General features: G+C 45.9%; 24 protein-coding genes. 4 read left to right on the forward strand and 20 right to left on the reverse strand.

Going from position 1 to position 22,897, the window contains the following annotated elements; all coding sequences use genetic code 11:
* Window position 1: 1 nt before the first annotated feature.
* The 11 genes from IRE19_RS11370 to IRE19_RS11420 all read right to left on the reverse strand — a co-directional run bounded on the left by IRE19_RS11370 (window position 2) and on the right by IRE19_RS11420 (window position 9,805).
* A complete protein-coding gene (locus tag IRE19_RS11370; RefSeq protein WP_203340465.1) occupies window positions 2-772 on the reverse strand; it encodes a 3-hydroxyacyl-CoA dehydrogenase in 771 nt (256 codons plus the stop codon).
* 28 nt (window positions 773-800) lie between these two features.
* Complete coding sequence (locus IRE19_RS11375) at window positions 801-1,949, reverse strand: acetyl-CoA C-acyltransferase (protein WP_203340466.1); 1,149 nt, start codon at window positions 1,947-1,949, stop codon at window positions 801-803.
* A 218-nt stretch (window positions 1,950-2,167) separates the two neighbouring features.
* Window positions 2,168-3,073 (reverse strand): glycine betaine ABC transporter substrate-binding protein, encoded by a 906-nt coding sequence (locus tag IRE19_RS11380; RefSeq protein ID WP_203340467.1) that lies wholly within the window; start codon window positions 3,071-3,073, stop codon window positions 2,168-2,170.
* A gap of 13 nt (window positions 3,074-3,086) precedes the next feature.
* Entirely contained in the window at window positions 3,087-3,725 is a 639-nt protein-coding gene (locus tag IRE19_RS11385) for an ABC transporter permease (protein WP_191715503.1), read from the reverse strand.
* Complete coding sequence (locus IRE19_RS11390) at window positions 3,722-4,690, reverse strand: ABC transporter ATP-binding protein (RefSeq protein WP_203340468.1); 969 nt, start codon at window positions 4,688-4,690, stop codon at window positions 3,722-3,724. The genes IRE19_RS11385 and IRE19_RS11390 overlap by 4 nt, the downstream gene beginning before the upstream one ends.
* A gap of 86 nt (window positions 4,691-4,776) precedes the next feature.
* The gene (locus IRE19_RS11395; RefSeq protein WP_203340469.1) at window positions 4,777-5,622 is read right to left on the reverse strand and encodes a GNAT family N-acetyltransferase; all 846 of its coding nucleotides are present in this window, start codon (window positions 5,620-5,622) and stop codon (window positions 4,777-4,779) included.
* Window positions 5,613-5,843, reverse strand: a complete 231-nt coding sequence (locus IRE19_RS11400) for a hypothetical protein (protein WP_203340470.1) — start codon at window positions 5,841-5,843, stop codon at window positions 5,613-5,615. Before IRE19_RS11400 ends, IRE19_RS11395 begins: the two co-directional genes overlap by 10 nt.
* Window positions 5,809-7,026: an MFS transporter gene (locus IRE19_RS11405; RefSeq protein ID WP_203340471.1), complete on the reverse strand. Its 1,218-nt coding sequence runs from the start codon at window positions 7,024-7,026 to the stop codon at window positions 5,809-5,811. Before IRE19_RS11405 ends, IRE19_RS11400 begins: the two co-directional genes overlap by 35 nt.
* A gap of 220 nt (window positions 7,027-7,246) precedes the next feature.
* Entirely contained in the window at window positions 7,247-8,197 is a 951-nt protein-coding gene (locus IRE19_RS11410; protein WP_203340472.1) for a DUF4003 family protein, read from the reverse strand.
* A gap of 53 nt (window positions 8,198-8,250) precedes the next feature.
* Window positions 8,251-9,060, reverse strand: a complete 810-nt coding sequence (gene zupT / locus IRE19_RS11415) for a zinc transporter ZupT (protein ID WP_191715498.1) — start codon at window positions 9,058-9,060, stop codon at window positions 8,251-8,253.
* A 100-nt stretch (window positions 9,061-9,160) separates the two neighbouring features.
* Window positions 9,161-9,805: a uracil-DNA glycosylase gene (locus tag IRE19_RS11420; protein WP_191715497.1), complete on the reverse strand. Its 645-nt coding sequence runs from the start codon at window positions 9,803-9,805 to the stop codon at window positions 9,161-9,163.
* Window positions 9,806-9,922: 117 nt separating this feature from the next.
* On the opposite strand from IRE19_RS11420, the gene IRE19_RS11425 reads away from it, so the two are divergent.
* Together IRE19_RS11425 and IRE19_RS11430 are read left to right on the forward strand one after the other, a co-directional pair.
* Window positions 9,923-10,264 (forward strand): P-II family nitrogen regulator, encoded by a 342-nt coding sequence (locus tag IRE19_RS11425; RefSeq protein WP_142827327.1) that lies wholly within the window; start codon window positions 9,923-9,925, stop codon window positions 10,262-10,264.
* Window positions 10,265-10,276: 12 nt separating this feature from the next.
* Window positions 10,277-11,566, forward strand: a complete 1,290-nt coding sequence (locus tag IRE19_RS11430) for an ammonium transporter (RefSeq protein WP_191715496.1) — start codon at window positions 10,277-10,279, stop codon at window positions 11,564-11,566.
* Window positions 11,567-11,593: 27 nt separating this feature from the next.
* Here the strand turns inward: IRE19_RS11430 and IRE19_RS11435 are convergent, their stop codons facing one another.
* The 8 genes from IRE19_RS11435 to IRE19_RS11470 form a co-directional block, all read right to left on the reverse strand.
* Entirely contained in the window at window positions 11,594-12,232 is a 639-nt protein-coding gene (locus IRE19_RS11435) for a phosphatase PAP2 family protein (RefSeq protein ID WP_203340473.1), read from the reverse strand.
* Window positions 12,233-12,318: 86 nt separating this feature from the next.
* Complete coding sequence (locus IRE19_RS11440; protein WP_203340474.1) at window positions 12,319-12,993, reverse strand: ABC transporter ATP-binding protein; 675 nt, start codon at window positions 12,991-12,993, stop codon at window positions 12,319-12,321.
* A 3-nt stretch (window positions 12,994-12,996) separates the two neighbouring features.
* Window positions 12,997-14,061 carry an ABC transporter permease gene (locus IRE19_RS11445; RefSeq protein WP_203340475.1) on the reverse strand — a complete coding sequence of 355 codons (1,065 nt, stop codon included), beginning with the start codon at window positions 14,059-14,061 and terminating at the stop codon, window positions 12,997-12,999.
* 177 nt (window positions 14,062-14,238) lie between these two features.
* Window positions 14,239-15,198, reverse strand: a complete 960-nt coding sequence (locus IRE19_RS11450; protein WP_203340476.1) for a siderophore ABC transporter substrate-binding protein — start codon at window positions 15,196-15,198, stop codon at window positions 14,239-14,241.
* 21 nt (window positions 15,199-15,219) lie between these two features.
* The gene (locus IRE19_RS11455; RefSeq protein ID WP_191715491.1) at window positions 15,220-15,981 is read right to left on the reverse strand and encodes an iron ABC transporter ATP-binding protein; all 762 of its coding nucleotides are present in this window, start codon (window positions 15,979-15,981) and stop codon (window positions 15,220-15,222) included.
* Window positions 15,978-16,928 (reverse strand): iron chelate uptake ABC transporter family permease subunit, encoded by a 951-nt coding sequence (locus IRE19_RS11460; protein WP_203340477.1) that lies wholly within the window; start codon window positions 16,926-16,928, stop codon window positions 15,978-15,980. Before IRE19_RS11460 ends, IRE19_RS11455 begins: the two co-directional genes overlap by 4 nt.
* Window positions 16,921-17,871, reverse strand: coding sequence for an ABC transporter permease (locus IRE19_RS11465; protein ID WP_191715489.1), 951 nt, complete (start codon window positions 17,869-17,871; stop codon window positions 16,921-16,923). Before IRE19_RS11465 ends, IRE19_RS11460 begins: the two co-directional genes overlap by 8 nt.
* Before the next feature lie 370 nt (window positions 17,872-18,241).
* Window positions 18,242-19,105, reverse strand: coding sequence for a DUF6612 family protein (locus tag IRE19_RS11470; RefSeq protein ID WP_203340478.1), 864 nt, complete (start codon window positions 19,103-19,105; stop codon window positions 18,242-18,244).
* A 202-nt stretch (window positions 19,106-19,307) separates the two neighbouring features.
* On the opposite strand from IRE19_RS11470, the gene IRE19_RS11475 reads away from it, so the two are divergent.
* Window positions 19,308-21,026 carry an ABC transporter ATP-binding protein gene (locus IRE19_RS11475; RefSeq protein ID WP_203340479.1) on the forward strand — a complete coding sequence of 573 codons (1,719 nt, stop codon included), beginning with the start codon at window positions 19,308-19,310 and terminating at the stop codon, window positions 21,024-21,026.
* A 96-nt stretch (window positions 21,027-21,122) separates the two neighbouring features.
* Entirely contained in the window at window positions 21,123-21,302 is a 180-nt protein-coding gene (locus tag IRE19_RS11480) for a hypothetical protein (protein WP_203340480.1), read from the forward strand.
* 280 nt (window positions 21,303-21,582) lie between these two features.
* On the opposite strand, the gene hflX is transcribed toward IRE19_RS11480, so the two are convergent.
* Entirely contained in the window at window positions 21,583-22,854 is a 1,272-nt protein-coding gene (hflX, locus tag IRE19_RS11485; protein ID WP_203340481.1) for a GTPase HflX, read from the reverse strand.
* Window positions 22,855-22,897: the final 43 nt, after the last annotated feature.

Consider the following 22,897-nt stretch of genomic DNA (forward strand, 5'->3'; position numbering starts at 1 on the left):
CTTATTTCGGTTGCATGCGGATTGCTCCATCAAGCCGGATCGTCTCGCCATTCAGCATCGGATTTTCTGTAATGCTTTCGACCAATCGTGCATATTCAGCAGGTTTTCCGAGGCGTGCCGGAAATGGCACTGCTGCAGACAAGGAAGCAATCGCAGCATCCGGCAGCCCTTCCACCATCGGCGTCTCCATCAGCCCCGGTGCAATCGCCATGACACGGATGCCGTCTCTCGCCAACTCTCTGGCTATCGGCAATGTCATCGATACGACCCCACCTTTCGAAGCACTATAAGCCGCTTGCCCGATCTGCCCTTCATAGGCTGCAACAGAGGCGGTTGAAATGATGACTCCGCGCTCGCCTTCCTCGTTCGGTTCGTTTTTCTGCATGGCTGCCGCAGCAACTCGGATAACATTAAAGCTGCCGATCAAATTCACTTTGATGACTTTTTCAAATTGATCCAACGCGATCGGTGTTCCTTTGGACAGCACTTTTCCAGGAGTTCCTATTCCTGCACAGTTGACAATCAAATTGATAGCCCCGAATCGCTCAACCGCTGCATTGACGTTACGCTCAACTTGTCCGCCATCTGTCACATCCGTCTCCATGTAAACAACCGATTCTTCGCCCAATTCCCCAATCAACTGATTTGCACGTTCTGCGTTCAAATCAAAAATAGCCGCTTTCCCGCCACTTTCTGCAATGCGGCGCACCGTCGCTTCTCCAAGCCCGGAAGCTCCACCTGTCACCACTGCCTTCACCTGTGAAAAGTCCATCGTCTTCCCCCTTAACATTCAATGTGATTTATAGCTTTTCAATAATCGTCGCGTTGGCCATGCCCATCCCTTCACAAATAGCCAGCAAGCCGTAGCGTCCTTCTGTACGTTCCAATTCATGCAGCAGCGACACCAACAGTTTGGTGCCTGTCGCACCGAGTGGGTGGCCAAGAGCAATTGCTCCCCCGTTGACATTCAACTTGTCTGGGTCGCCCCCGATATCGCGGAGCCAAGCAAGCGGCACCGGCGCAAATGCTTCATTGACTTCATAGCGGTCCATGTCGCCGATTTTCAACCCTGCTTTTTCAAGTACTTTCTTTGTCGCCGCTATCGGCCCTGTCAGCATTAATGTCGGGTCAGAACCCACCACTACACGCGCAACGATTCTCGCTTTCGGCTTCAAGCCCAATTCGTTTGCCTTCTCAGCCGACATCAACAAAACGGCTGAAGCGCCGTCACTCATTTGGCTGGCGTTGCCTGCCGTAATTACTCCTTTTTCGTCAAAGGCCGTTTTTAACCCCGCCAATACTTCCTGGGTTGTTCCTGGACGCGGCCCTTCATCCACCGCCACTGTTTGCGTTTCACCTTCTCGCCCTTGCGTCTCAATCGACACAATTTCACGTTCGAAATGTCCCGCCTGAATGGCTTGCTGTGCCCTTTCATGGCTCTGCACTGCAAAGTCATCCAGCTGTTCGCGTGTAAATCCCCATTTTTCAGCAATCCGTTCCGCCGACAAACCTTGATTAATGATTTCGTATTGATCGGTCAGTTTTTCACTCAGCTTGGCGCCTTGCATATTGGAGAACATCGGCACGCGCGTCATGCTTTCTACACCGCCTGCGATGACAATGTCCATGTCTCCTGCTAAAATCGCCTGTGCCCCGAAATGGACAGCCTGCTGGCTCGATCCGCATTGGCGGTCAATGGTGACGCCTGGCACGTAATCCGGAAACCCAGCGATCAACGCTGCCGTACGGGCGATGTTCCCTCCCTGTTCACCAGCCTGCGATACACACCCTAAAATAACATCTTCTATGTCTTTTTTATCTACTCCTGCACGCGTCACCAGTTCATCGAGTACAATTGCTGCCAGTTCATCCGGACGTGTATTGGCAAACGCACCTTTTCTTCTTCCTACCGGAGAACGTACCCCTTCTATAATCACAACTTCTCTCACATGTCTCACCCCACCATTTTATTGGAATCGCTTTCATTTAGCTGAATTGAATGACTATTCACTCATTAAATTCATTGTACAAGAACCTATTCCCAAATGCTAGAAGAAATAAAGAAGTAATCCCCGTGACGATCACTATCAGGCAGAGGCTGAACTAAAATAAAAAAGATGCGTATTTCAAATAAAAAGATTCTACAGCCGAAGCTGCAGAATCTCTCTCATTCTTCAATCAATCCTTTTTCAATCAGAAACTCACGGGCTACATCACTGGCTTGGTCTTGATCCACATCCACACGCGCGTTCATAGCCAGCATTTCTTCTTCACTGATTTGTCCAGCCAGTCCGCTTAGGACCTCTTCAAGTTCAGGATATTCCTCAAGCGTCTCCATTCTCACAACAGGAACTGCATCGTATTTCGGGAAAAACGACTGATCGTCTTCGGTCGTTTCAAGATCGAAGAGTCCGATGCGGCTATCTGTCGTAAAGGCAGGAATGACGTCTACTTCCCCACTATTGACGGCCTCGTACATAATCGCGGGATCAAAGCTTTCCGTTGCTGAAAATTCGAAAGGATAGGTTGCCACTAAGTCATCAAAGCCGTCTCCCTGGCGTTCGTAGAAAGGATGCGGTGCTCCGAAACGCATATTTTCCGATTTCGAAATCTCAGCCAGATCCGAGTAAGTTTCAGCATCGTAGCCTTTGTCTTTTGAGAACGCTAATGTATAACCATTTTCAAATCCAAGTGGCTCCAGCCAAGTCGCGTCCAGCGTTTCTTCATATCCTTTTCTGACGATTTCCAACACTTCTTCCGAAGATTGTCCAGGCACCGATTCTTCCTTCAGGACGTCCTTCATGCCGGTGCCTGTATACTCTACGTACATGTCGATGTCTCCCTGCTCCAATGCAGGCGTTAAAATCGCCACTTCACCAAGCCCGTCTTCATATTCCACTGTGTACTCGGAATTCGCTTCAATGTACTGCCCAAGGATATGAGGCAAAATGTATTGCTCTGTCCACGGCTTTCCGCCGATCACTAGAGGATCCGATGTCCCTCCACCCGGACCGCAACCCGCAATGATGACAGTTGTTCCAGCCAATAAAATACCTAATGCCGCTTTTTTCATCCTCAATTTCCTCCTATGTCTTTAAGCCTTTTGGTGTTGCTCTTTTTTCAATCCATTTCAAAATCTGATCAAATCCAATGGCCAGCAACGCAACCGGCAGGGCACCCGCCAAGACCAGGGAATTATTATACGATTGCAGGCCGCGGTAGATGATATCTCCCAGACCTCCCGCTCCAACGAAAGTAGCAAGTGTCGCTATTCCGACAGTGAGTACAGTCGCAGTCCGGATTCCAGCCATGATGAACGGCAACGCAAGAGGCAACTCAATCTGCCGCAAGATCTGTGTCCGCGTCATGCCCATTCCCCGCCCGGCTTCAATAGTAGAGCCGTCGACTCCCACAATTCCCGCATACGTATTGCGCAGAATCGGCAGCAAAGCGTAGATGATCAGCGCAATTAAAGCGGTAGGTGAGCCAATCCCTAAAATTGGCACTAAAAAACCGAACAAAGCAAGGCTCGGAATAGTCTGGAAAACGGCAGTTACCCCAATGATCGGTTCAGCATAGCGGCGGTAGCGCGTAATAATGATTCCAAGCGGCAAGGCAATTGCGATACCGATTGCCACCGCTACAAACGAAAGATAGATATGTTCCAGAAAAGCGCTGATGATCATATCTTGGCGGCTGACGAGAGTATCCAAAAAACTCTTCATACCGATACCCCCTGTTCTTTAAACAAAGCCGCTTTCAACAGATCGCGATCGGTGGCATACGCCATAATTTGCTCGCCTTCAACAATCGCCAGGTAATTATGGCGGCTGTCGTCCAATTGAAGAAATGCTTTTTCAATGGTGGCATCCGCAGAAATCTTCTCGGCACCGCCACTCCATTCTGCAGTAAATAAGTCCAAAAACTCAAAAAGTCGTTTTTCACCGAATGCCCGCTTTTGATTGATACGTTCTACGCCAATAAAGTTACGGACAAATTCGTTGGCCGGATCGTCCACCAATTGCTGAGGCGTCCCTATCTGTTCCACTTGGCCATCACGCATAACGATGATGGAATCGGCAATTTTCAACGCTTCGTCCATATCATGGGTAACAAACACAATGGTCTTATTGATGGTCTGTTGAAGATTTCTGAGTTCGTCCTGCAATTGTTCCCGGCTGATGGGATCAAGCGCTGAAAACGGTTCATCCATCAGGACAATATTGGGGTCTCCCGCAAGTGCACGGATTACACCTACACGCTGTTGCTGCCCACCGCTCAATTCGAGCGGAAAGCGGTCCATGTAAGTTTCCGGATCAAGACCGACCAATTGCAGCAATTCCCGAACCCGCGCTTCTTTTTTGTCTTTAGGCCATTCCAGCAATTTCGGCACAAGAGATACGTTATCAGAAATCGTCATATGGGGAAACAAGCCGATTCGTTGAATAACATAGCCGATCGATCGCCGCAGCTGAACTTCATCCATTCCGTTAATTGGATTTTCATCAATATAAATAGTGCCGCCAGTCGGTTTTTCCAGCTTATTGATCATTTTCATCAGCGTAGTTTTGCCGCATCCACTGGGACCGATGATGGCAGTCAACTCATGAGTGGGAAGAACGAGTGAAATGTCTTTCAAGGCTTCCGTTCCATCCGGAAAACGCTTAGTGACGTTTTCAAATCGTATCATAGCCTCCGCTCCCTTCTGTTTCTTTCAGCCTAGGTTTTTTATACCCTCTTCACCTTTATTTTATTCCTTTAGCGGTCGGCATAAATTTATTGCTCTTCAAAAACAAGATGGACCGGATTGGCGATTTGTTCGTAGCCGATTTCCCTATAGATTTTATTGGCTGTTGTATTGGTGAGGTCGGTGTACAGAATTACAAAATCATATTCCATCAGCAATTCATCGGTGACTTCGGCTACCAGCGTCCGGGCATAGCCCTTGCCCCGATATTGCATCGGGGTAAACACAAAAGAGACAGTGATGCCATTTTTGGAAGGCCGTGTTTTCTTCATACAGGAAACAGGCACCCCATCCACTTCCCATATATAAACTTCCTTTCTTTCCAGAAAATCATCAATCTTATGTGCAGCCTCAGCTTTAGTGGATATGCCGATCCCCGTTTCCTCTTCGAATAAACGGTACCATCCCTCCAGGAGTTCCGCATACTCTTTACTCGCTATCCTCCATGTTCCTTCACTTTTCCGCAACCCTTTATTGACCGCGTCGATGCGATACAACCCTTGGTTCATCAGCACCTTTATTTGCTCATCATTCATAGAGGTCCAGGCTTCAGCAAAAAGACGGCTCGTTTCCTGTTCACCTACAATCCCGCTGACTTCCACGCCCAGATTCTGCAGGTGATCGGCAACTTCTCGTTCGATGTCAGGCAGCGGCTGAAAGATCACCAACTGCAAAGCATGCGGGGGAGTCATCAAGCAAGCTGCCACAATCTCTCCCTGCTCTTCTCCAATGGCTAAAAAATAATCTTCATACCGCTCGGCTTCGATTTGCCCGAGTATCCCTAAAAACAAACTATGGATGTCTTCGTCCCGATATAACAAGGGAGCAACCCTTTCTGAAAAAGCAGCTGAATCCGAATAGATAATCAATTCCATTTTCCCACGTCCATTCTGTCGTAATTCCTCTTCTTAATGGTATTAGCTATATTCTGGTAAATTCCTGCTGACATCCATTTTTTCTTTGCCAAAGAAGTCTTCGTTTCTCTTAAGGCAGTAGTTCCTTTGGCCGAAAAAAAAAGCAGTGCTCCCGAAACTAAATCGAGAGCGCTGCCTATCGCTTTTTCATTCCAATTCCAATTGCTTTGTTTCGGTTCCAAGAAACGCAACCGCCAGTGCTCCAATCAAAATAGACACACAGAAAATCGCAAAAATCACATTCACGCCAATACCGGCTGTCAGCATCGAGCCTACTAGAAGTGGTCCAAGAACACCCCCGACACGCCCGAAAGATGCTGCCATCCCCGTTCCAGTCCCGCGGATAACCGTCGGGTATTGCTCCGGCGAATAGGCATACAACGCGCCCCAGGCACCCAGGTTGAAGAAGGACAAAAATGCCCCAGCCACAATCAATAAAGCAATTGTATCCGCATTGCCGAACGCCAGAGCGCTTGCAGCTGTTCCGATCAGGTAACTGACCAACACAAACTTCCGGCCCATGCGTTCGATCAGCCAGGCCGCTGAGAAATAGCCAGGCAACTGCGCCAGTGTCATGATCAATACATACTGAAAGCTTTGGATCAGCGTAAATCCTTTGAGCACCATCACACTCGGAAGCCATAGGAACATTCCATAATACGAAAAGACGACTGTGAACCAGACAATCCACAACATCAAAGTAGGCCGTCTGTATTTTTTGGACCAGACATCTTTAATATTAGTAGAGACGGATCGCAAAACGTTCTTTTTAGCAGAAAACTGCGGTGAATCCGGCAAATTGATACGCAAATAAAGCGCATAGAGCGCCGGCAATGCCGTCAGCAACAGCGCAATCCGCCAGCCGAACGACGGAATGATGAAGTACGAAATAATCGCTGCAACCAGCCAGCCTGCTGCCCAAAAACTCTCGAGCAAGACCACCACGCGTCCGCGCTCTCTCGCTGGTACACTTTCGGAAACCAGAGTGGAGGCCACCGGCAATTCTCCTCCCAATCCCATCCCGACAAAAAACCGTAAAATCATAAACGCCGCTAATGTGGTGGTAAAGGCAGAAAGTCCGCTAGCTATAGAAAACAACAGCAAGGTGATGATGAATATCTTCTTCCTGCCCACCCGGTCTGCGTAAATCCCGAAAACAAAAGCACCTACTGCCATCCCGATGGAGTTGACGCTGCCGATCCAGCCCATCTGACTCGAAGTCAAACCCCAGTCTTCATGCAACGCCGCAATAACAAAGGAAAGGATTCCAACATCCATGGCATCAAAAAGCCAACCCAGTCCTGCGACCCACAATAATTTGTTTCTTGAAATTGTACTTGGTTTTTGCCCAACTAAAACTGACATCTTCATTCTCCTTGTCATGACACGTGTAAACTACTGTCTTTACACCACTATACGCCGTAGGAGAATCAGTGACAACCCTCTACCCAAAAGTCTGTTTTTTCAATTAATTCAATATAAATTCATTTAAGCAAAATAATATTCTTCCAAGTACTTCTTGCCGAATCATATCTGTCAGCTGCCCTTTGCACAAAGCCACTACGGTTCGAACATTGCCCTATGATCACGAACCTGAGGAACTATTGGTCGAAGAGATGACTGCCGCATTGATGCTGACCATCATGGCAGCCTGTTGGGCCTGCATCAAGGTTTCCAGTGACGTAGAGAAGGTCATTGCCGAAATTTCCTGCGCGTCAATCGTATCATTCAGCGCCTGCTGCACAGCAGTTGAAAACGCCACATCTTTATACCAGCGGAAAATTTTATTTCCCTCTAATTCACGAGTATTTTCTACAATCTCCCGGAGCGCTTTCCCATCTGCTCGCATGACCGCCAAAAAACCGAGAACGGGATACTGCGCCGCACGAATTTTGATTTTCTCTTCTTTAAAAAATTGGTGGATCGCCAAAACCCTGCCGACCATTTCCGGATCATAAACGGGCGAATCGAACGTCATGATTTGGGATAGCCACTGAAGATCATTCCCCATATTGAAGCCCTGCTCACGCAAATCACGGTAGTATATATTCATCGTTTCAGCTCTCTCTTCAAGCGACCCTTCCCTGCTCCCCAATAAAACGGCATAAGGAATATCTTCATTGGAGGTCAGGAATTTATGATATTTTTTCATCTCTCCGTATAATTTTCTTGCCCGGTCCGCTTCTTCCGGTTTCTTCATCAGCAAGGCCGCCAAATACGTATAGGATGTTTTCCAGAAACCCGCGTTATTCAACTCTTTCTGATTTTGGTTGATCAACTTCAGCGAACTTTCCACGTCCTCTTCTTTCGCCGCCATGAAAGCTGCGGCTACATGGAGCAGATGAGAGCGCAACGGCGACGTCCACTCTTCATTCTTTTTGATCACTCCAACAACAGCTTCATGAACTTCGGCATCGAAGGCTTTGCCACGTGATAAGTATATATTCGTTACGGCTAAGGCAATCCGTTTATCCACTGCCCATCCCAATGTTTTTGACACCTCTGAAAAAGTTTCTTCAATGTGTTTGATATCCATAGAAAAAGCCTCCTTTTCTCTTTACTACGAGAACAGGAGGCAAAAAGTTTCATTTAAACGATGAGTACCAGGCTGACAGCCATGACTGCCATTCCCGCTACCAACCCATAAATGGACAGGTGTGCTTCGTCGTATCGTTTAGCGGCTGGCAATAATTCATCCAGCGAAATAAAGACCATGATGCCCGCCACACCGGCAAATATTATCCCGAATAACGTGTCACTAAGAAACGGCATCAAGAACAACCAGGCCGCAATCGCTCCTACCGGCTCTGAAATGCCTGAAAGAAAACTGTACTGAAATGCTTTTTTCCGGCTTCCAGTCGCATAATAAATCGGCACCGAAACTGCAATTCCTTCTGGAATGTTGTGGATAGCTACCGCAATGGCAATCGCCACCCCAAGAGCCGGATCTTGTATAGCTGACATAAATGTGGCGATTCCTTCAGGGAAGTTGTGGATTCCGATAGCCAACGCTGTAAAAATACCCATTTTACGCAATCTGGCGTATTCGTCATTGGTCGGCCCGTCATCCATATCCTCCACGGTTTTAACTTCATGCGGATTCCCCAATTGAGGAAGGATGCGATCCAGCCCTGCCATAAAGATCATTCCGCCAAAAAAGCCTGCAAGCGTCAACCAATAACCCATCGTCTCACCGTGGGCACCCGTCAAAGAATCTTTTGCTTTGAAGAAAATTTCAATCATAGAAACGTAAATCATGACTCCGGCTGAAAAACCAAGAGAAATTGATAAAAACTTCGTATTTGTACGGGATGCAAAAAATGCGATTAAACTGCCAATCCCTGTGGCGAGTCCAGCAAAAAGAGTCAATCCTAATGCAAATAAGACTGCACTATCCATAGACATGCCTTCTTTCCAATTCAAGTGAATAACGTTATTGTACGGCAAAAGTTTCCTTTGCGCAACATTTTTCAACTAAGAAAGATTTCCCATTATTCATTTATCTTATCTCTCCAAGAAGATCCTTTAATCTCCGCCAATCATCATCTTTAAGTGCTCTGACAGACGGATTATAAAAGACACTGGCAGGATGGAATGTAGGGAAAATATGATAAACTTCAGCAGTTTCTTTAAAGCTGCCTTCTTCCTCATTCCACCGCAAAATTGGCGTTTCCATGAGGACGCCGTGCAGTTCCGTTACTTTCGCTTGCGGTCCGATCAGGCGCTGCAGCCCAATATTTCCCAGGGTCACGATCAGCGGTGGGCCGACATCCCGAATTTCCGCATCTAATATGGGCGCATGCGCAATAATTTCCTTTTTCGTCGGAGCACGGTTGTATTTTCTTTCGATTATTTCTCCATTGCGCTTCTTTTTTGCCCCCCATTTATACGGCCGGCTGCGGACCGCGCTTGTTATGTAGACGTCTTCCCTCGACAAGCCAACACTTTGCAGGGAAGCCATCAACTCTTTTCCCGCTCTGCCGGTAAACGGGATGCCTGTTTCCAATTCATTTTCTCCTGGCGCCTCGCCTACAAGCATAAGAGCAGGATTTGTGGGTCCGCTTCCCCAAACGAAGCCTTCTACCGGGTATCCTTCAATTCTTCGTTTCCCCAAAGCAGCTATTTCTTCAGATATTCTATACATTCCTTTTCACCTCTGTTTTTAATGTAAGGTTATCTAACATTTAAATAAAAAAACTCTTGCGTTTTCAGAAAATATAAATTATGATGTTAACAAACCTAACATCAAGGAGGAGAAGACATGAAAAAAATCGAGACAATCATTCGGCCATCCGTTTTTGCAGACGTTCGCCAAGCTTTGGCACTTGAAGGAATAGACGGTTTGAGTGTAACGGAAATCGCCGGAATCGGAAAGCAAGAAGGCCGTGTCGGGTTATTCCGAGGCAACGCCTACACCATGGAATTTTCCCCGAAATTGAAATTGGAAATGGTAGTGGACGATGACAAAGTCGAGGATATTATTCAGGCGCTGTTGGAATATGCTTCAACCGGCCAAGTCGGGGATGGCAAGATTTTCATACTCCCAGTCGAAGAAGCCATACGCATCAGAACAAAAGAACGCGGCATAGTCGCAATTGGATAAGGAGGAGATTGGATGGAAGCAGTTCAAAGTTCAGTAGATATGTTATGGGTGATGCTCGGGGCTATGTTGGTATTTTTCATGCATGCAGGATTTGCCATGGTGGAATCAGGATTTACACGATCTAAAAACACATTGAACATTCTTATGAAAAATATGATTACTGTCTCACTTGGGTCCATTCTTTATTTTATCGTCGGATATGCTCTTATGTTCGGTCCCTCGTCTTTAGGATTAATCGGCACACAAGGATTCGCCTTATCAGGCGTTGAAGATATCGGATTCTTTGTCTTCCAAGCTGTTTTCGCCGCCACTTGCGCAACAATCATTTCCGGAGCTGTAGCAGAACGAATGAATTTATCTGCATACATCTTGTTGACCATCGCTATGACCGCTGTCATTTACCCGATTGTCGGCCATTGGGTGTGGGGAGGCGGCTGGCTGTCACAGATCGGCTTTATCGATTTCGCGGGATCCACAGTAGTCCACCTGACAGGAGCCGTAGCCGCATTTATCGCCGCTTGGAAAATCGGTCCACGCATCGGCAAATACAGCGGCAAGGCTATCAATACGATTCCTGGCCACAGTTTGCCGCTCGGCGCATTGGGAGTTTTCATCCTTTGGCTTGGCTGGTTCGGATTTAACGGAGGCAGCACCTTGGCAGCCGACCCCGCTCTAGTACCTCCAGTAATTGCCAATACCTTATTGGCAGCTTCTGCCGGAGTTATCGCTACAGCTGGATATACACGATTGCGTTATGGCCGTATCGATGCTTCCTTGACAATGAACGGCGCACTTGCCGGCCTTGTCGGCATCACCGCAGGCGCAGCAAACGTTTCTCTCGTCGGCGCTCTTGCTATCGGGTTGATAGCCGGGGTCGTCATGACCGAAGCGATTCGCTTGCTTGATTCCAAAATTCGTGTCGATGATCCGGTCGGAGCTATTTCCGTTCACGGTATTGCAGGTATCTGGGGGACGCTTGCAATCGGCTTATTTGATACTACCGGCGGTCTGCTTTACGGAGGCGGAGCTGAAATTCTCGGCATCCAGGCAGTCGGCGTGCTTGCTGTAATTGTATGGGCTTCAATTTCAACCACTCTTGTACTGTTTGCAATCGGCACCATTGTGCCGCTCAGAGTCACTGCCGAAGAAGAAGAAGTTGGACTCGATTTTTCAGAGCATGGCTCACAAGCTTATTCAATGCAGGACGTGCTGCAAGGTTCACCAACAGCAAGCAATGATTCATTCGCTCATCGTCTGAATCAACTCGGAGATGCACCAGTTCCACGCAAATCAATTTCTTGATCCAAACAAAAGAAGAGGAATTCCTGCTCAATCCAGGAATTCCTCTTCTTTTTGCGTCTTTGCCTTGTTGCGAAACTGTCGTTCTCGTATTTCATACCAGACCGCAACTCCAACAAACCACGCATAACCTAGAAGTGAACCTGCAGCTACATCAGAGAAATAATGTTCTCCCCCCGCCACACGCGACAACGCAACAGTTACAGCCAATGCAACAGCCAATGCCCAGATAATCACCTTCGATTTTCTGGAAGCACTTGCCTCCGAGAGAAAGTACGCTACTGTAAAAAGATAGAGCAGCCCAACCATCGCATGGTTAGATGGAAAACTAAAAGACTCCAGATCATGCGGCGACTCCGGGCGCGGGCGTTCAAACCATTCTTTCATCAATTGATTCAAGACGTTTCCGAGACCTACAGAAAAAAAGACAAACAACATTCCCCTGTAATTTTTCCGGAATACCCAAAGATAGACAAGCAGCAACAGGCTCACAGTAATGATCATCCATGGGTCACCGATAAAGGACATGCCATCGAGCAACACTCTGCCGCCCAGCAGCTCCGCCGCTGATTGATCGATTCGAATTACGGATTCATTCGAGTAATTTACAAGAATAGCAAAAAAACCGAGTAAGGCGGCTACTGCCAGCGGATAAAATAGACGCTTCATCGCATTCACCTCTTTCATCATTACCCATAGTTTACCATAAGCCATAAGAAAAGCCCGTCTGCCATATCGGCAAACGAACTCGACTGTCACGGCTGCTGCAGTTCCAGCACGCCATCGACCATTTTATAGACCTTGTCGCAATAGTCGATCAGACGGATGTCATGCGTCACTACAATCGTCGTGGTCTTTTTATTTTTCGTTTCTTCTTTCAATAATTCCATTACTTCATAAGCACGGTCAGAGTCAAGAGAGGCTGTCGGTTCATCCGCCAATATGATGGAGGGATTGCTATATAGCGCTTTGGCGATCGCCACCCGTTGGCGCTCTCCCCCCGAAAGGTCTGATGGATATTTGGCACGGAGGTCCCCAATACCCAGATCTTTGTATAGCTGTTCCAACTGTTCTTTGTTCAGATTGTCCTTTTTGACTTTATCCAAAAGCTTCAATTGCTTTTCCACTGTCAGAAAAGGCACCAAATTGGAAGCTTGAAGGATAAAGCCGATTTCCTTTAACCGGATTTTCGACAATTGCTTTTCATTTAATGTCGCGATGTTTGTATCGTTGATCAGTATATCCCCATCTGTCGGAGATAAGAGCCCTCCTGCAATCGTCAAAAATGTACTTTTTCCGGAACCCGAAGGCCCAATAACAGCAATCAATTCTCCCCGTTCCGCATGAAAGTTCGTTTCTTTTAATGCATCTACTTTTTTATGCCCTGTTCCAAATGACTTTTTTACTCGATTCAATTCTAATACTGCCATGATTTAACCTCCAATCGCTTTTAATGGATCAATTTTCACAATGGTTAACACCGAGAACACTGCACCTAGAATGGCTACCACAATCAGTACCAATCCGTATATCAGCATTGTTGGAATATCAAACGCTACAGGAACTGCACTCGGAAGAAAGGCGCCTGTCAAAAGCGTCAATCCAAGGCCAACCACTACACCGACCGCTGCGAGGATAGCTGTCTGCGCAATAACCGAACGAGCCAAGTAACCGCTTGGAATTCCCTGTGCTTTCATGACCCCAAACATACTGATTTTTTGCACCGTCAACACGTAAAGGAAAATCGCCACAATTACTGAGGAGATAGCAAACAGGAAGTAGATCATAAAGTTCAGCGTAAGGCTTTGCGCTGTATATCCAGGGAGACTTTCAATGAATGTCTCTGTCTCAATCACCGCGAGGTCCTCTTCATTTGTAACCCCTGAAATATCATCAGTCCGTACAGCAACTCCGCTGATTTGACTTTCACTTCCCGCCGCTTCACCAAACTTTACTTGTTCGAACGTATCCAAGTCCGTATAAAGAACAGGAGCCGCATTGAAACGTGCTTCGTCTGTGAATCCGACAATTTCCAACTTTTCCTCAGTTGAAGACAAGCTGATGGTATCTCCCAGTTTAAAGCCGTCATCTTTCAGTGCATCACCGGCTACCACCTGATTGGCACCGGTGAATTCCTTCCCTTCAGTTATTTCAGGCATAATGAATTCATCACTGTTGATGCCAAAAATAGAGACATTGGCTTTTTCGTCGCCAGTCTGCGCGATGGCATTCAATTGCCCAAGAACTGCTGTTTCATCTGCATCAATAGTATCGACTGCATCGCTGCCAAAAGAAGATTGAGTCAGACTCTGATCCGATTCTTCAGTCAAGACGATGGCATCAGCATCCCATTTATCCACGGCCTCCCTATTCAAGCTAGCCAGCCCACTTGCCAATCCGGATAAAAAGAATACCAGATAGGCAACGAGCATCAATACGCCAATAATCAATGTAAACCGCAGTTTATTCTTTATAATTTCGTTCCACGCTAAAAACATTTCGTCACTTCCATCTCTATAATGTATCTTACCCTTAATACCAGTCTATATTACTATATTACTTATATAAAACCTATACAAATATTATATACCCAATTTCATTTTTTTCAATCGATTAAGCTTATAAAATAAAAAAATCAGCGAGGGCACAACGCCCTCGCTGACTAAAGTCACTCTTTATTCAAATGCAGATTCAATATCTTTTACCATCTGAGAAACAGATTGCAGTCCGCCACCTGACAGGTACCAGAAATCCGGATCCAAGTAGATGATTTTATCGTTTTTGTAAGCATTTGTTTTTTGTACCAATTCATTTTCAAGAGAATCAGCAGCACTTGCTTCGTTTCCGACAGCAGCATTGCGGTCAACTACGAACATCATGTCTGGATTTGTTTCCAAAATGTATTCAAAAGAAATGCTTTGGCCGTGAGTTGAAGCTTCGATGCCTTCATCCGCTTGTTTTACGCCGAATACATCATGGATGATACCGAAACGTGAAGCCGCGCCGTAAGCACTTACTTTGCCTTCGTTTGCAAGAGTAATTAACGCTTTTTCATCAGACTCACTTACCGTCGCTTTTACTTCTTCGATCTGTGCATCAATTGCTGCTAACTCTTCTGTTACTTGATCTTCTTTACCGAAGATTTCGCCAAGTGTGTTCATGTTTGATTTGAATGACTCCATGTATTTAGTAGTATCTACAGCCATGTGGATTGTCGGTGCAATGTCAGCGAACTCATTGTACATATCAGCCTGACGTCCAGAGATGATGATCAAGTCCGGTTCCATTGCATTAATCGCTTCAAAATCCGCCTCTTTTAACGTACCGACGTTTTCATATTTCTCAACGTCTTCAAATTTTTCAAGGTATGCCGGCAAAGATTCCTGAGGAACTCCTGCAACAGCTTCAATGCCTAATTTGTCCATTGAATCAAGGACACCGTAATCAAATACGACAACTTTTTCTGGGTTCTTGTCAAAAGTTGTTTCCCCAAATTCATGCTTAACTGTCATCTCTTCTGTTTCTTCTGCCTTAGCAGTTGCTGTATCAGATTCTGTCGACTCTTCAGTGGATCCACAAGCTGCAAGGAAAGCCACCATCATAAGGGTAAATGCGACCAATAACCATTTTTTCATATCTTTTCGAGCTCCTCTTTTTTAAGAATTGAAGTATACGCAAATCCGGCAATTGTTCATCTGCTGAATCGGAATATCCATGTCATAGATTTCTTTTAATGCCGCACTTTGAATAATTTCTTCTGTTGTCCCATCTTTCACCACTCGACCATTTTTCAATGCCACGATGCGGTCGGAATAGACAGAAGCGAAGTTGATGTCGTGAAGGACGATGACCACAGTTTTGCCGAGCTCATCAACCAAACGGCGCAAAATTTTCATGATTTGGACAGAGTGTTTCATATCCAAATTATTCAAAGGTTCATCCAATAGAATGTAATCGGTATCCTGTGCAATGACCATCGCGATAAACGCACGCTGGCGTTGCCCGCCCGAAAGTTCATCCAGGTATGAATTTTCCATTTCCTTCAAATCCATATAGTCGATTGACTGGTCCACCATTTTTTCATCTTCATCATTCAGGCGGCCTTTTGAATAAGGAAAGCGCCCAAAAGAAACAAGCTCGCGAATCGTCAAACGGACATTCATGTAGTTAGACTGCTTTAAGATCGATACACGTTTGGAGAACTCATTGGATTTCAACTTTTTGGTATTGGTTGAATCAATGAGTACTTCCCCGGTATCCGCATCCAAAAGACGGCTGACCATGGAAAGCAGCGTGGATTTCCCAGCACCATTGGGTCCGATAAAGGACGTAATCTGACCGCGCTGGATATCAACAGAGACATTTTCCACAACTTGTTTTTTTCCGTATAGCTTTGTCAATTCACGAACTTGGATCATTTAGATCGACTCTCCTTTAATAGTAGGTAGATGAAGTAAATTCCACCGATGAAATTGATGATGACGCTCAATGTCGTATTGAAAGTGAAGATCCGCTCCACTACCCACTGGCCACCGACCAAGGCTACTACACTGATGACAATAGACCCTGTCAATAAAACCGAATGCTTATACGAAGTAAAGAATTGGTAGGAAAGGTTTGCAACAATCAAACCGAAAAACGTAATCGGTCCGACAAGCGCCGTGGCAATTGCGATTAAGACAGCCGACAGCACCAGCATTTGTTTTACCAGCGCGTCGTAATTTACACCGAGATTGATTGCTGTATCGCGTCCCAATGTCAGAACATCCAAAGAGGAATTTTGTTTCCAAGCGAAGGCAACGAGCAAAGTGATGATGACCAGTGAGGTCCACACCAAATCCGAATTGACATTATTGAAGCTGGCAAACATCCGGTCCTGAATGATCGAGAATTCGTTGGGATCGATCAGCACCTGCAGGAAGGTCGTAATACTGCCGAAAAACGTTCCGCAGATGATACCGACCAACAAGAGAAAGTAAACCGGCCGATCATTCTTTTTAAAGAGCAAGCGGTAGAACAACAAGGCGAAGATTACCATTACGGCAATCGACAGCAAGAAGTTCACTTGCTTGTTGACGATTGTAATATGATCTGAACCAAGGAAAAAGATCAGCACAGTCTGAAGCAGCATATAAAGCGAATCCAAGCCCATAATGCTCGGCGTCAGTATCCGGTTATGGGTGATGGTTTGGAAAACCACCGTTGCATAGGCAATGGCAACTCCCGTCAACACCATAGCGAATACTTTTACACCGCGTCTCGGCAATGCATAATCGAAACTTCCGTTCAAATCCTGAAACAGATAAACTCCACAAGCCGCTAGAGCCAAGCCGACGAGTATAAGCATCTTATGTAGGTCACGCATACGCTTTCCTCCTAAACAACAAGAAGAGGAAAATAAAGCTTCCGATAACGCCGACCATCAGGCTGATGGAAATCTCATACGGGTAAATCAGCACTCTTCCCAAGATATCGCACACCAGCAAGAAAATAGCTCCAAGCATCGCAGTATGCGGCAATGTTTTTTGTAGATGATCTCCTTTGAAGATCGAAACGATGTTCGGAATAATCAACCCTAGGAACGGGATAATTCCTACCGTCAACACAACTGTCGCTGTAATCAAAGCCACGAGCACCAATCCGATGTTGACAACGCTCCGGTATTTCATCCCCAAGTTTTTGGAGAAGTCTTCACCCATGCCGGCAACCGTAAATCGGTTTGCGTACAGATAGGCGATGATAAATACAGGAACACTGATGTAGAGAAGTTCATAACTCCCCTTCATAATCATCGAAAAATCACCTTGCAGCCAAGCGGACATGTTTTGGATAACGTCCGCGCGATAAGCGAAAAACGTTGTGATGGAAGACAGGATGTTCCCGAACATCAAACCGACAAGCGGAATGAATATAGCATCTTTAAACTTGATGCGGTTTAGAATTTGCATGAAAAGGAATGTACCGGCAAGCGCAAAAGCGAAAGCCACTGTCATTTTTTCGAGCATCGATGCGTTTGCGAACAAGAGCATCGAAACCAGAATCCCAAGCCGAGTGGCATCCAATGTACCTGCCGTCGTCGGAGACACAAATTTATTGCGGCTTAACTGCTGCATGATGAGTCCTGCCATACTCATTCCTGCACCTGCCAGCAAAATCGCAACCAGCCTTGGCAGACGGCTAATCAAGAATATTTCTGTCTCTTCCGATTGGAAGTCAAGCAAATCACTAACACTGATACTGCTTACTCCGACAAACAAGGAAACAATCGACAGTATGATCAATGTTGGTATTAAATAACGTTTCTTCATTACTGTCCCTCATCTGTCCTCAATAAAACATTATTGATTATTCGATAGTGATAATCATTATCACTGCCGTACAGATTTCAGTATAGCATGTTGAGAATTAGAGTCAATGATTAATTGAGAATTATTTTCATTTAGATGAGAATGATTCTAATTTGTCAAAAGTTCGTCAAACATTCAGAACACGAATAAGGCTTATGTAGGCAAACTCCCAATAAACAGCTAAGCCCACTATTTAAAATGCAAAAATCGCCCTTTCTGAATGATGTGCAAGGGTGCACCACCATTCAGAAAGAACGATTCTCGGCGTATAGGCCGGACTTTTCTTCCATATAGATAAAGCCGGGCAATAATTCCTATTGGGGCTTATTGATCAACCTGTAATTTCCTGTGCTTGCTCGAGCACTTCGGCCGGGATGGTAATCGCTTCGATTTCATTGTATTTACTGTAATCGGCTTGTATATCCGATTTGATGTTCATCGATTCCCCTTCAATATTCATATCCATGTCCATCTTCACATCCAAGCTGTTCGTCAAGAAGGTTTCTTTATCGACATTGATTACATAATTTACAGAATGGATGGTCATGTCTTCAAGTGCCGTCTGGGCTTCAAGTTCCATTTGGCCCAATGTTTTCTCAAGTTGCTGAGCCATCAATTCCTGGATTTTCTCACCCGAGGCATCAAGCGTCAAAATGTATTCATCCGCTGTCTGTTCAAAAGTAAAATCATCCTGGAAATCGGCCAGTTCTTCAAGTTGCTGAGAAGGGTCAGCGGTCTGCTGATCAGCAAGCCCCTTCAAGTCCTCGATGCTGTCATCCGGCATCTTCAGCCAAGTCGCCATTGTTTCTTCGTACATATATAAACCTTGGTCTGTAAAATACATTTCCATGCTCATCGGATTGGTGTTCTCGATGTCTTCTGACACCATGGATGTTTCTGCCGTTTGATGGAATGCCAACGGTTCAGTGGTCATGTCCATTGCAGAGTCCATTTTCATGTTGATCACCATGCCATCCGGCTGCATAGCCATCACTTGGTCAGTTACAATATCGGCATGAAGGCTCGTAATTTCTTCAGATGCCTCCATTGATTTCGTATATACCTCTTCTGCCGTCAACTCGCTGTTTTCGCCTTTCGCCGCCTCATCGCCAGATACCGGTTCTGCTGTCTCTCCGCAAGCAGCAAGCCCTATCGCTAATGTAGCTGTACTCATAAACATGATCCATTTCTTCAAAACAATCACTCTCCTATAAGTTTTTTTAGTGCCGTGTGACTCCACCAAACAAGCGAGAAAAAATCTTCTTTGGCTAGACTTAGCTATTCTACGAAAAATCTTGGAAAAAGTTTCATATTCTTTATTTATCCAAATTCCATTCGTTTATTTCGCCTACATCGATTATACTTTTCATTGTGAGAAAAAAACGAGGTGGATTTTATTGAGATTAAAACAATTTTTCCAGTATTATAAGCCGCACAAACGGCTTTTTGTCATTGATTTTTCCAGCGCGGTCTTTGTCGCTATCCTGGAACTTGCCTTTCCGGTCGCAGTCCAGTGGTTTATCGACGACCTGTTGCCAAGCGGCAATTGGGGAACGATCACTACCGTCAGCTTCCTGTTGTTGATTGTCTTCCTATTGAGTACATTTCTACAGTATATTGTCAGTTACCTGGGGCATAAACTGGGCATCAATATTGAAACGGACATGCGGGAAGAACTGTTCACCCATGTTCAGCGGCAGTCCTTCCGTTTCTTCGACAATACCAAAACCGGACACATCATGAGCCGTGTCACCAACGATCTATTCGATATCGGCGAACTCGCCCACCACGGGCCGGAAGATTTCTTCATCGCCATCATGACCTTTTTCGGCGCATTCGGCATCATGTTCTGGATCAACCCGAAATTGGCGCTCGTTACTCTGATTGTCATTCCGTTCCTCATCTGGCTTATTACGTATTGCAACATCAAGATGAATCAGACCTGGGGCAATATGTACGGCAAAATCGCCGACGTCAACGGCCGAGTCGAAGACAGTGTTTCAGGAGCACGTGTGGTGCAGTCGTTTACGAATGAAGAATTTGAAATCGAACGCTTCAAAACCGATAACGACCGTTTCCGCCTTGCCAAGCTGATTGCTTACAAAGTCATGGCAGCTACACATTCGAGCATCTATATGATGACGCGTCTCTTGACCTTAGTCGTGCTGGTCTATGGAGCATGGCTCAATTTCCAAGGGGAATTGTCTTACGGGGAACTTGTCAGTTTCGTATTGTTCCTGAATGTCTTGATTAAGCCGATCGATAAGATCAGCGCATTGCTTGAGCTCTATCCGAAAGGAATGGCTGGTTTCAGCCGATTCCGGGATTTGATTGATCAGGCACCTGACATCAACGACCGAAAAGACGCTGTAGCTGTTGAGAAACTGAATGGAGATATTTCATTCAACAACGTCCATTTTGGCTACGACAACAACAAACCCGTTTTATCGGGAATCGATTTGAATTTGCGTGCCGGTGAAACCGTTGCGTTTGTCGGCCCTTCAGGCGCCGGGAAAACGACCATCTGTTCATTGATTCCCCGCTTCTATGACATTCAGCAAGGAAGCATCTCCATTGACGGCATGGATATCCGGGACATGACCAAGCATTCCTTGCGTTCACAAATCGGCATTGTCCAACAGGATGTTTTTCTGTTTACCGGAACTATCCGCGAAAACATCGCCTATGGCAAACGCCATGCCAGCGAAGAAGAAATTTTAGCGGCTGCTAAAAAAGCTCATTTGGAAGATTTCGTCCAAAAGCTGCCGCAAGGTTATGATACACAAATCGGGGAACGCGGCTTGAAGTTGTCTGGCGGACAAAAGCAACGTCTGGCAATCGCCCGTATGTTCCTGAAAAATCCACCGATCTTGATTTTGGATGAAGCCACTTCGGCACTCGATACCCAAACAGAACGGGTCATCCAAGAGGCGTTGGCTGAACTTGCAGAAAACCGGACGACGTTGATTATTGCACACCGCCTCGCGACCATCCGCGATGCTGACCGCGTGATCGTGGTGACGGAAGATGGCATTGCCGAACAAGGCGGATACACTGAGTTGCTGGAAACCGACGGCATTTTCGCCAATCTTCACCGCCTCCAGTTCCAGCAATAAGGTCTGAAGAAATCGCACGACAAGTCAAAAAAGAAGCTGTGCGATTCATTTTGAGAGGTGTATTGGGTCCTGAATGACTGGAATTACTGCCGGGAAATGTGGCGCATCGGAATTTGTGGCTATTGTGATCCGGTCGCTTATCTCGATGCATTGCTGCAATACCAGGCATTGGTCAAAATGACGATCAGCAAGCGGGATATTCACTGGGATTCATTCCACTACTACCGCCTCCGAGATGTTGAAATCGGCAAATATGCCATTCGTCAGGAGTTATAAAGATCGAATATATCCTATTCCTGAGCTTTTTGAAGGCATGGAAAGTATTTAGAGCTTATTAGAAAGTATTCAGCTGTTTACGGAAAGTATTTACATCCAAACAGAAAGTATTTCACTCAACTTGGATAGTAAGCTCTTTTAATGGAATAAAACTAATCTTCTTTTCAAAATAAATCCAAAAAAATCGCATACAATGCAAAAACCGCTGGAGAAAAATCAATGATTTTTCTCCAGCGGTTTTATTTTAGGAACTTATGTGAAAGCCCCTTTTTTCAGTTTTTTATTTCCCGATGACAAATTGCTGGTAGCGGTCGTAATCCGCATGGCTTAGTTCCACTTTCAGCAAGGTGCCTTCTTCTTCGTATTCGGTTTCCAGAATGCTGGCGTGTTCGTTCAGATAAGCGACAATGTCGCCGCGATCGAACGGAATGACCATCCGGCAAGTGACATAATCGGCGAAAATCCTTTTTTTGATGACTTCCAGCAATTCATCCAGGCCTTTCCCTTCTTTTGCAGCAATCCACAAGCCGTCGCCATTTACGGCCGGGTATCGGACTCCCGCTAAATCGGATTTATTGTATACATACAGTGTTGGCACATTTTCCACTCCAACGGCCTGCAAGGTTAGGTTCGTGACTTCCATCATATAACGGTGCTCTTCATTAGACACGTCGACAACATGCAGCAACAGGTCTGCATTGCGGGCTTCTTCCAATGTCGAGCGGAACGCTTTCACCAAATGATGCGGAAGTTTGCTGACGAAACCGACTGTGTCTGTAAGCAAGAAGCTTTTATTGTCTTCCAGGCGAATCTGACGGACAGACGTTTCCAATGTAGCAAACAGCATGTCTTTTTCAAATACCTGCTTTTCCTCATTTTGTCCTGTTTTCGTCAGTAATCCATTCATCACCGTTGATTTTCCGGCATTCGTATAACCGACCAACGACACGACGGGCATACCTTTTTTGGTGCGCTGTTTGCGCTGCGTAACGCGCTGGTCTTTAATATGCTCGAGCTCTTTGTGCAGCTTCGAGATTTGGTCTTCGATTTTCCGGCGATCCAGTTCCAATTTGGTTTCACCAGCTCCACGGTTGGCTACGCCACCGCTGCTGCTCCCGCCTTGGCGGCCAAGTGATGCACGCAGGCCGACTAAGCGCGGCAGCATGTACTGAAGCTGAGCCAGTTCCACCTGCACTTGCGCTTCACGCGTTTTTGCACGCCGCGAGAAGATATCCAAAATCAACATCGTCCGGTCAATGACTTTGCATTCCAAGTCTTCTTCTAAATTTCGAATCTGCGATGGCGACAACTCATCGTTGAAAATCACGAGATTAGCATCGGCTTCTTCATAGAAGGCTTTAATTTCTTCCACTTTACCGCTTCCGACGTAATGCGAAGGATTGATGCGATCCAGGTTTTGTGTAACTTCCCCGACCACTTCGACATTACAAGCTTCCGCTAAATTATGCAGTTCTTCCATTCCATATGCGAAATGAAGATCCTTTTGAAGCTGGACACCGACGATGACCGCTCTTTCTTGTAGTTCATCCATTAATCATGTCCTCCTTTTGCAGGAAAGGCAATTTCCCATTCAA

This window comes from Planococcus beijingensis (genome assembly GCF_016820615.1).
Taxonomy (GTDB): domain Bacteria; phylum Bacillota; class Bacilli; order Bacillales_A; family Planococcaceae; genus Planococcus; species Planococcus notacanthi.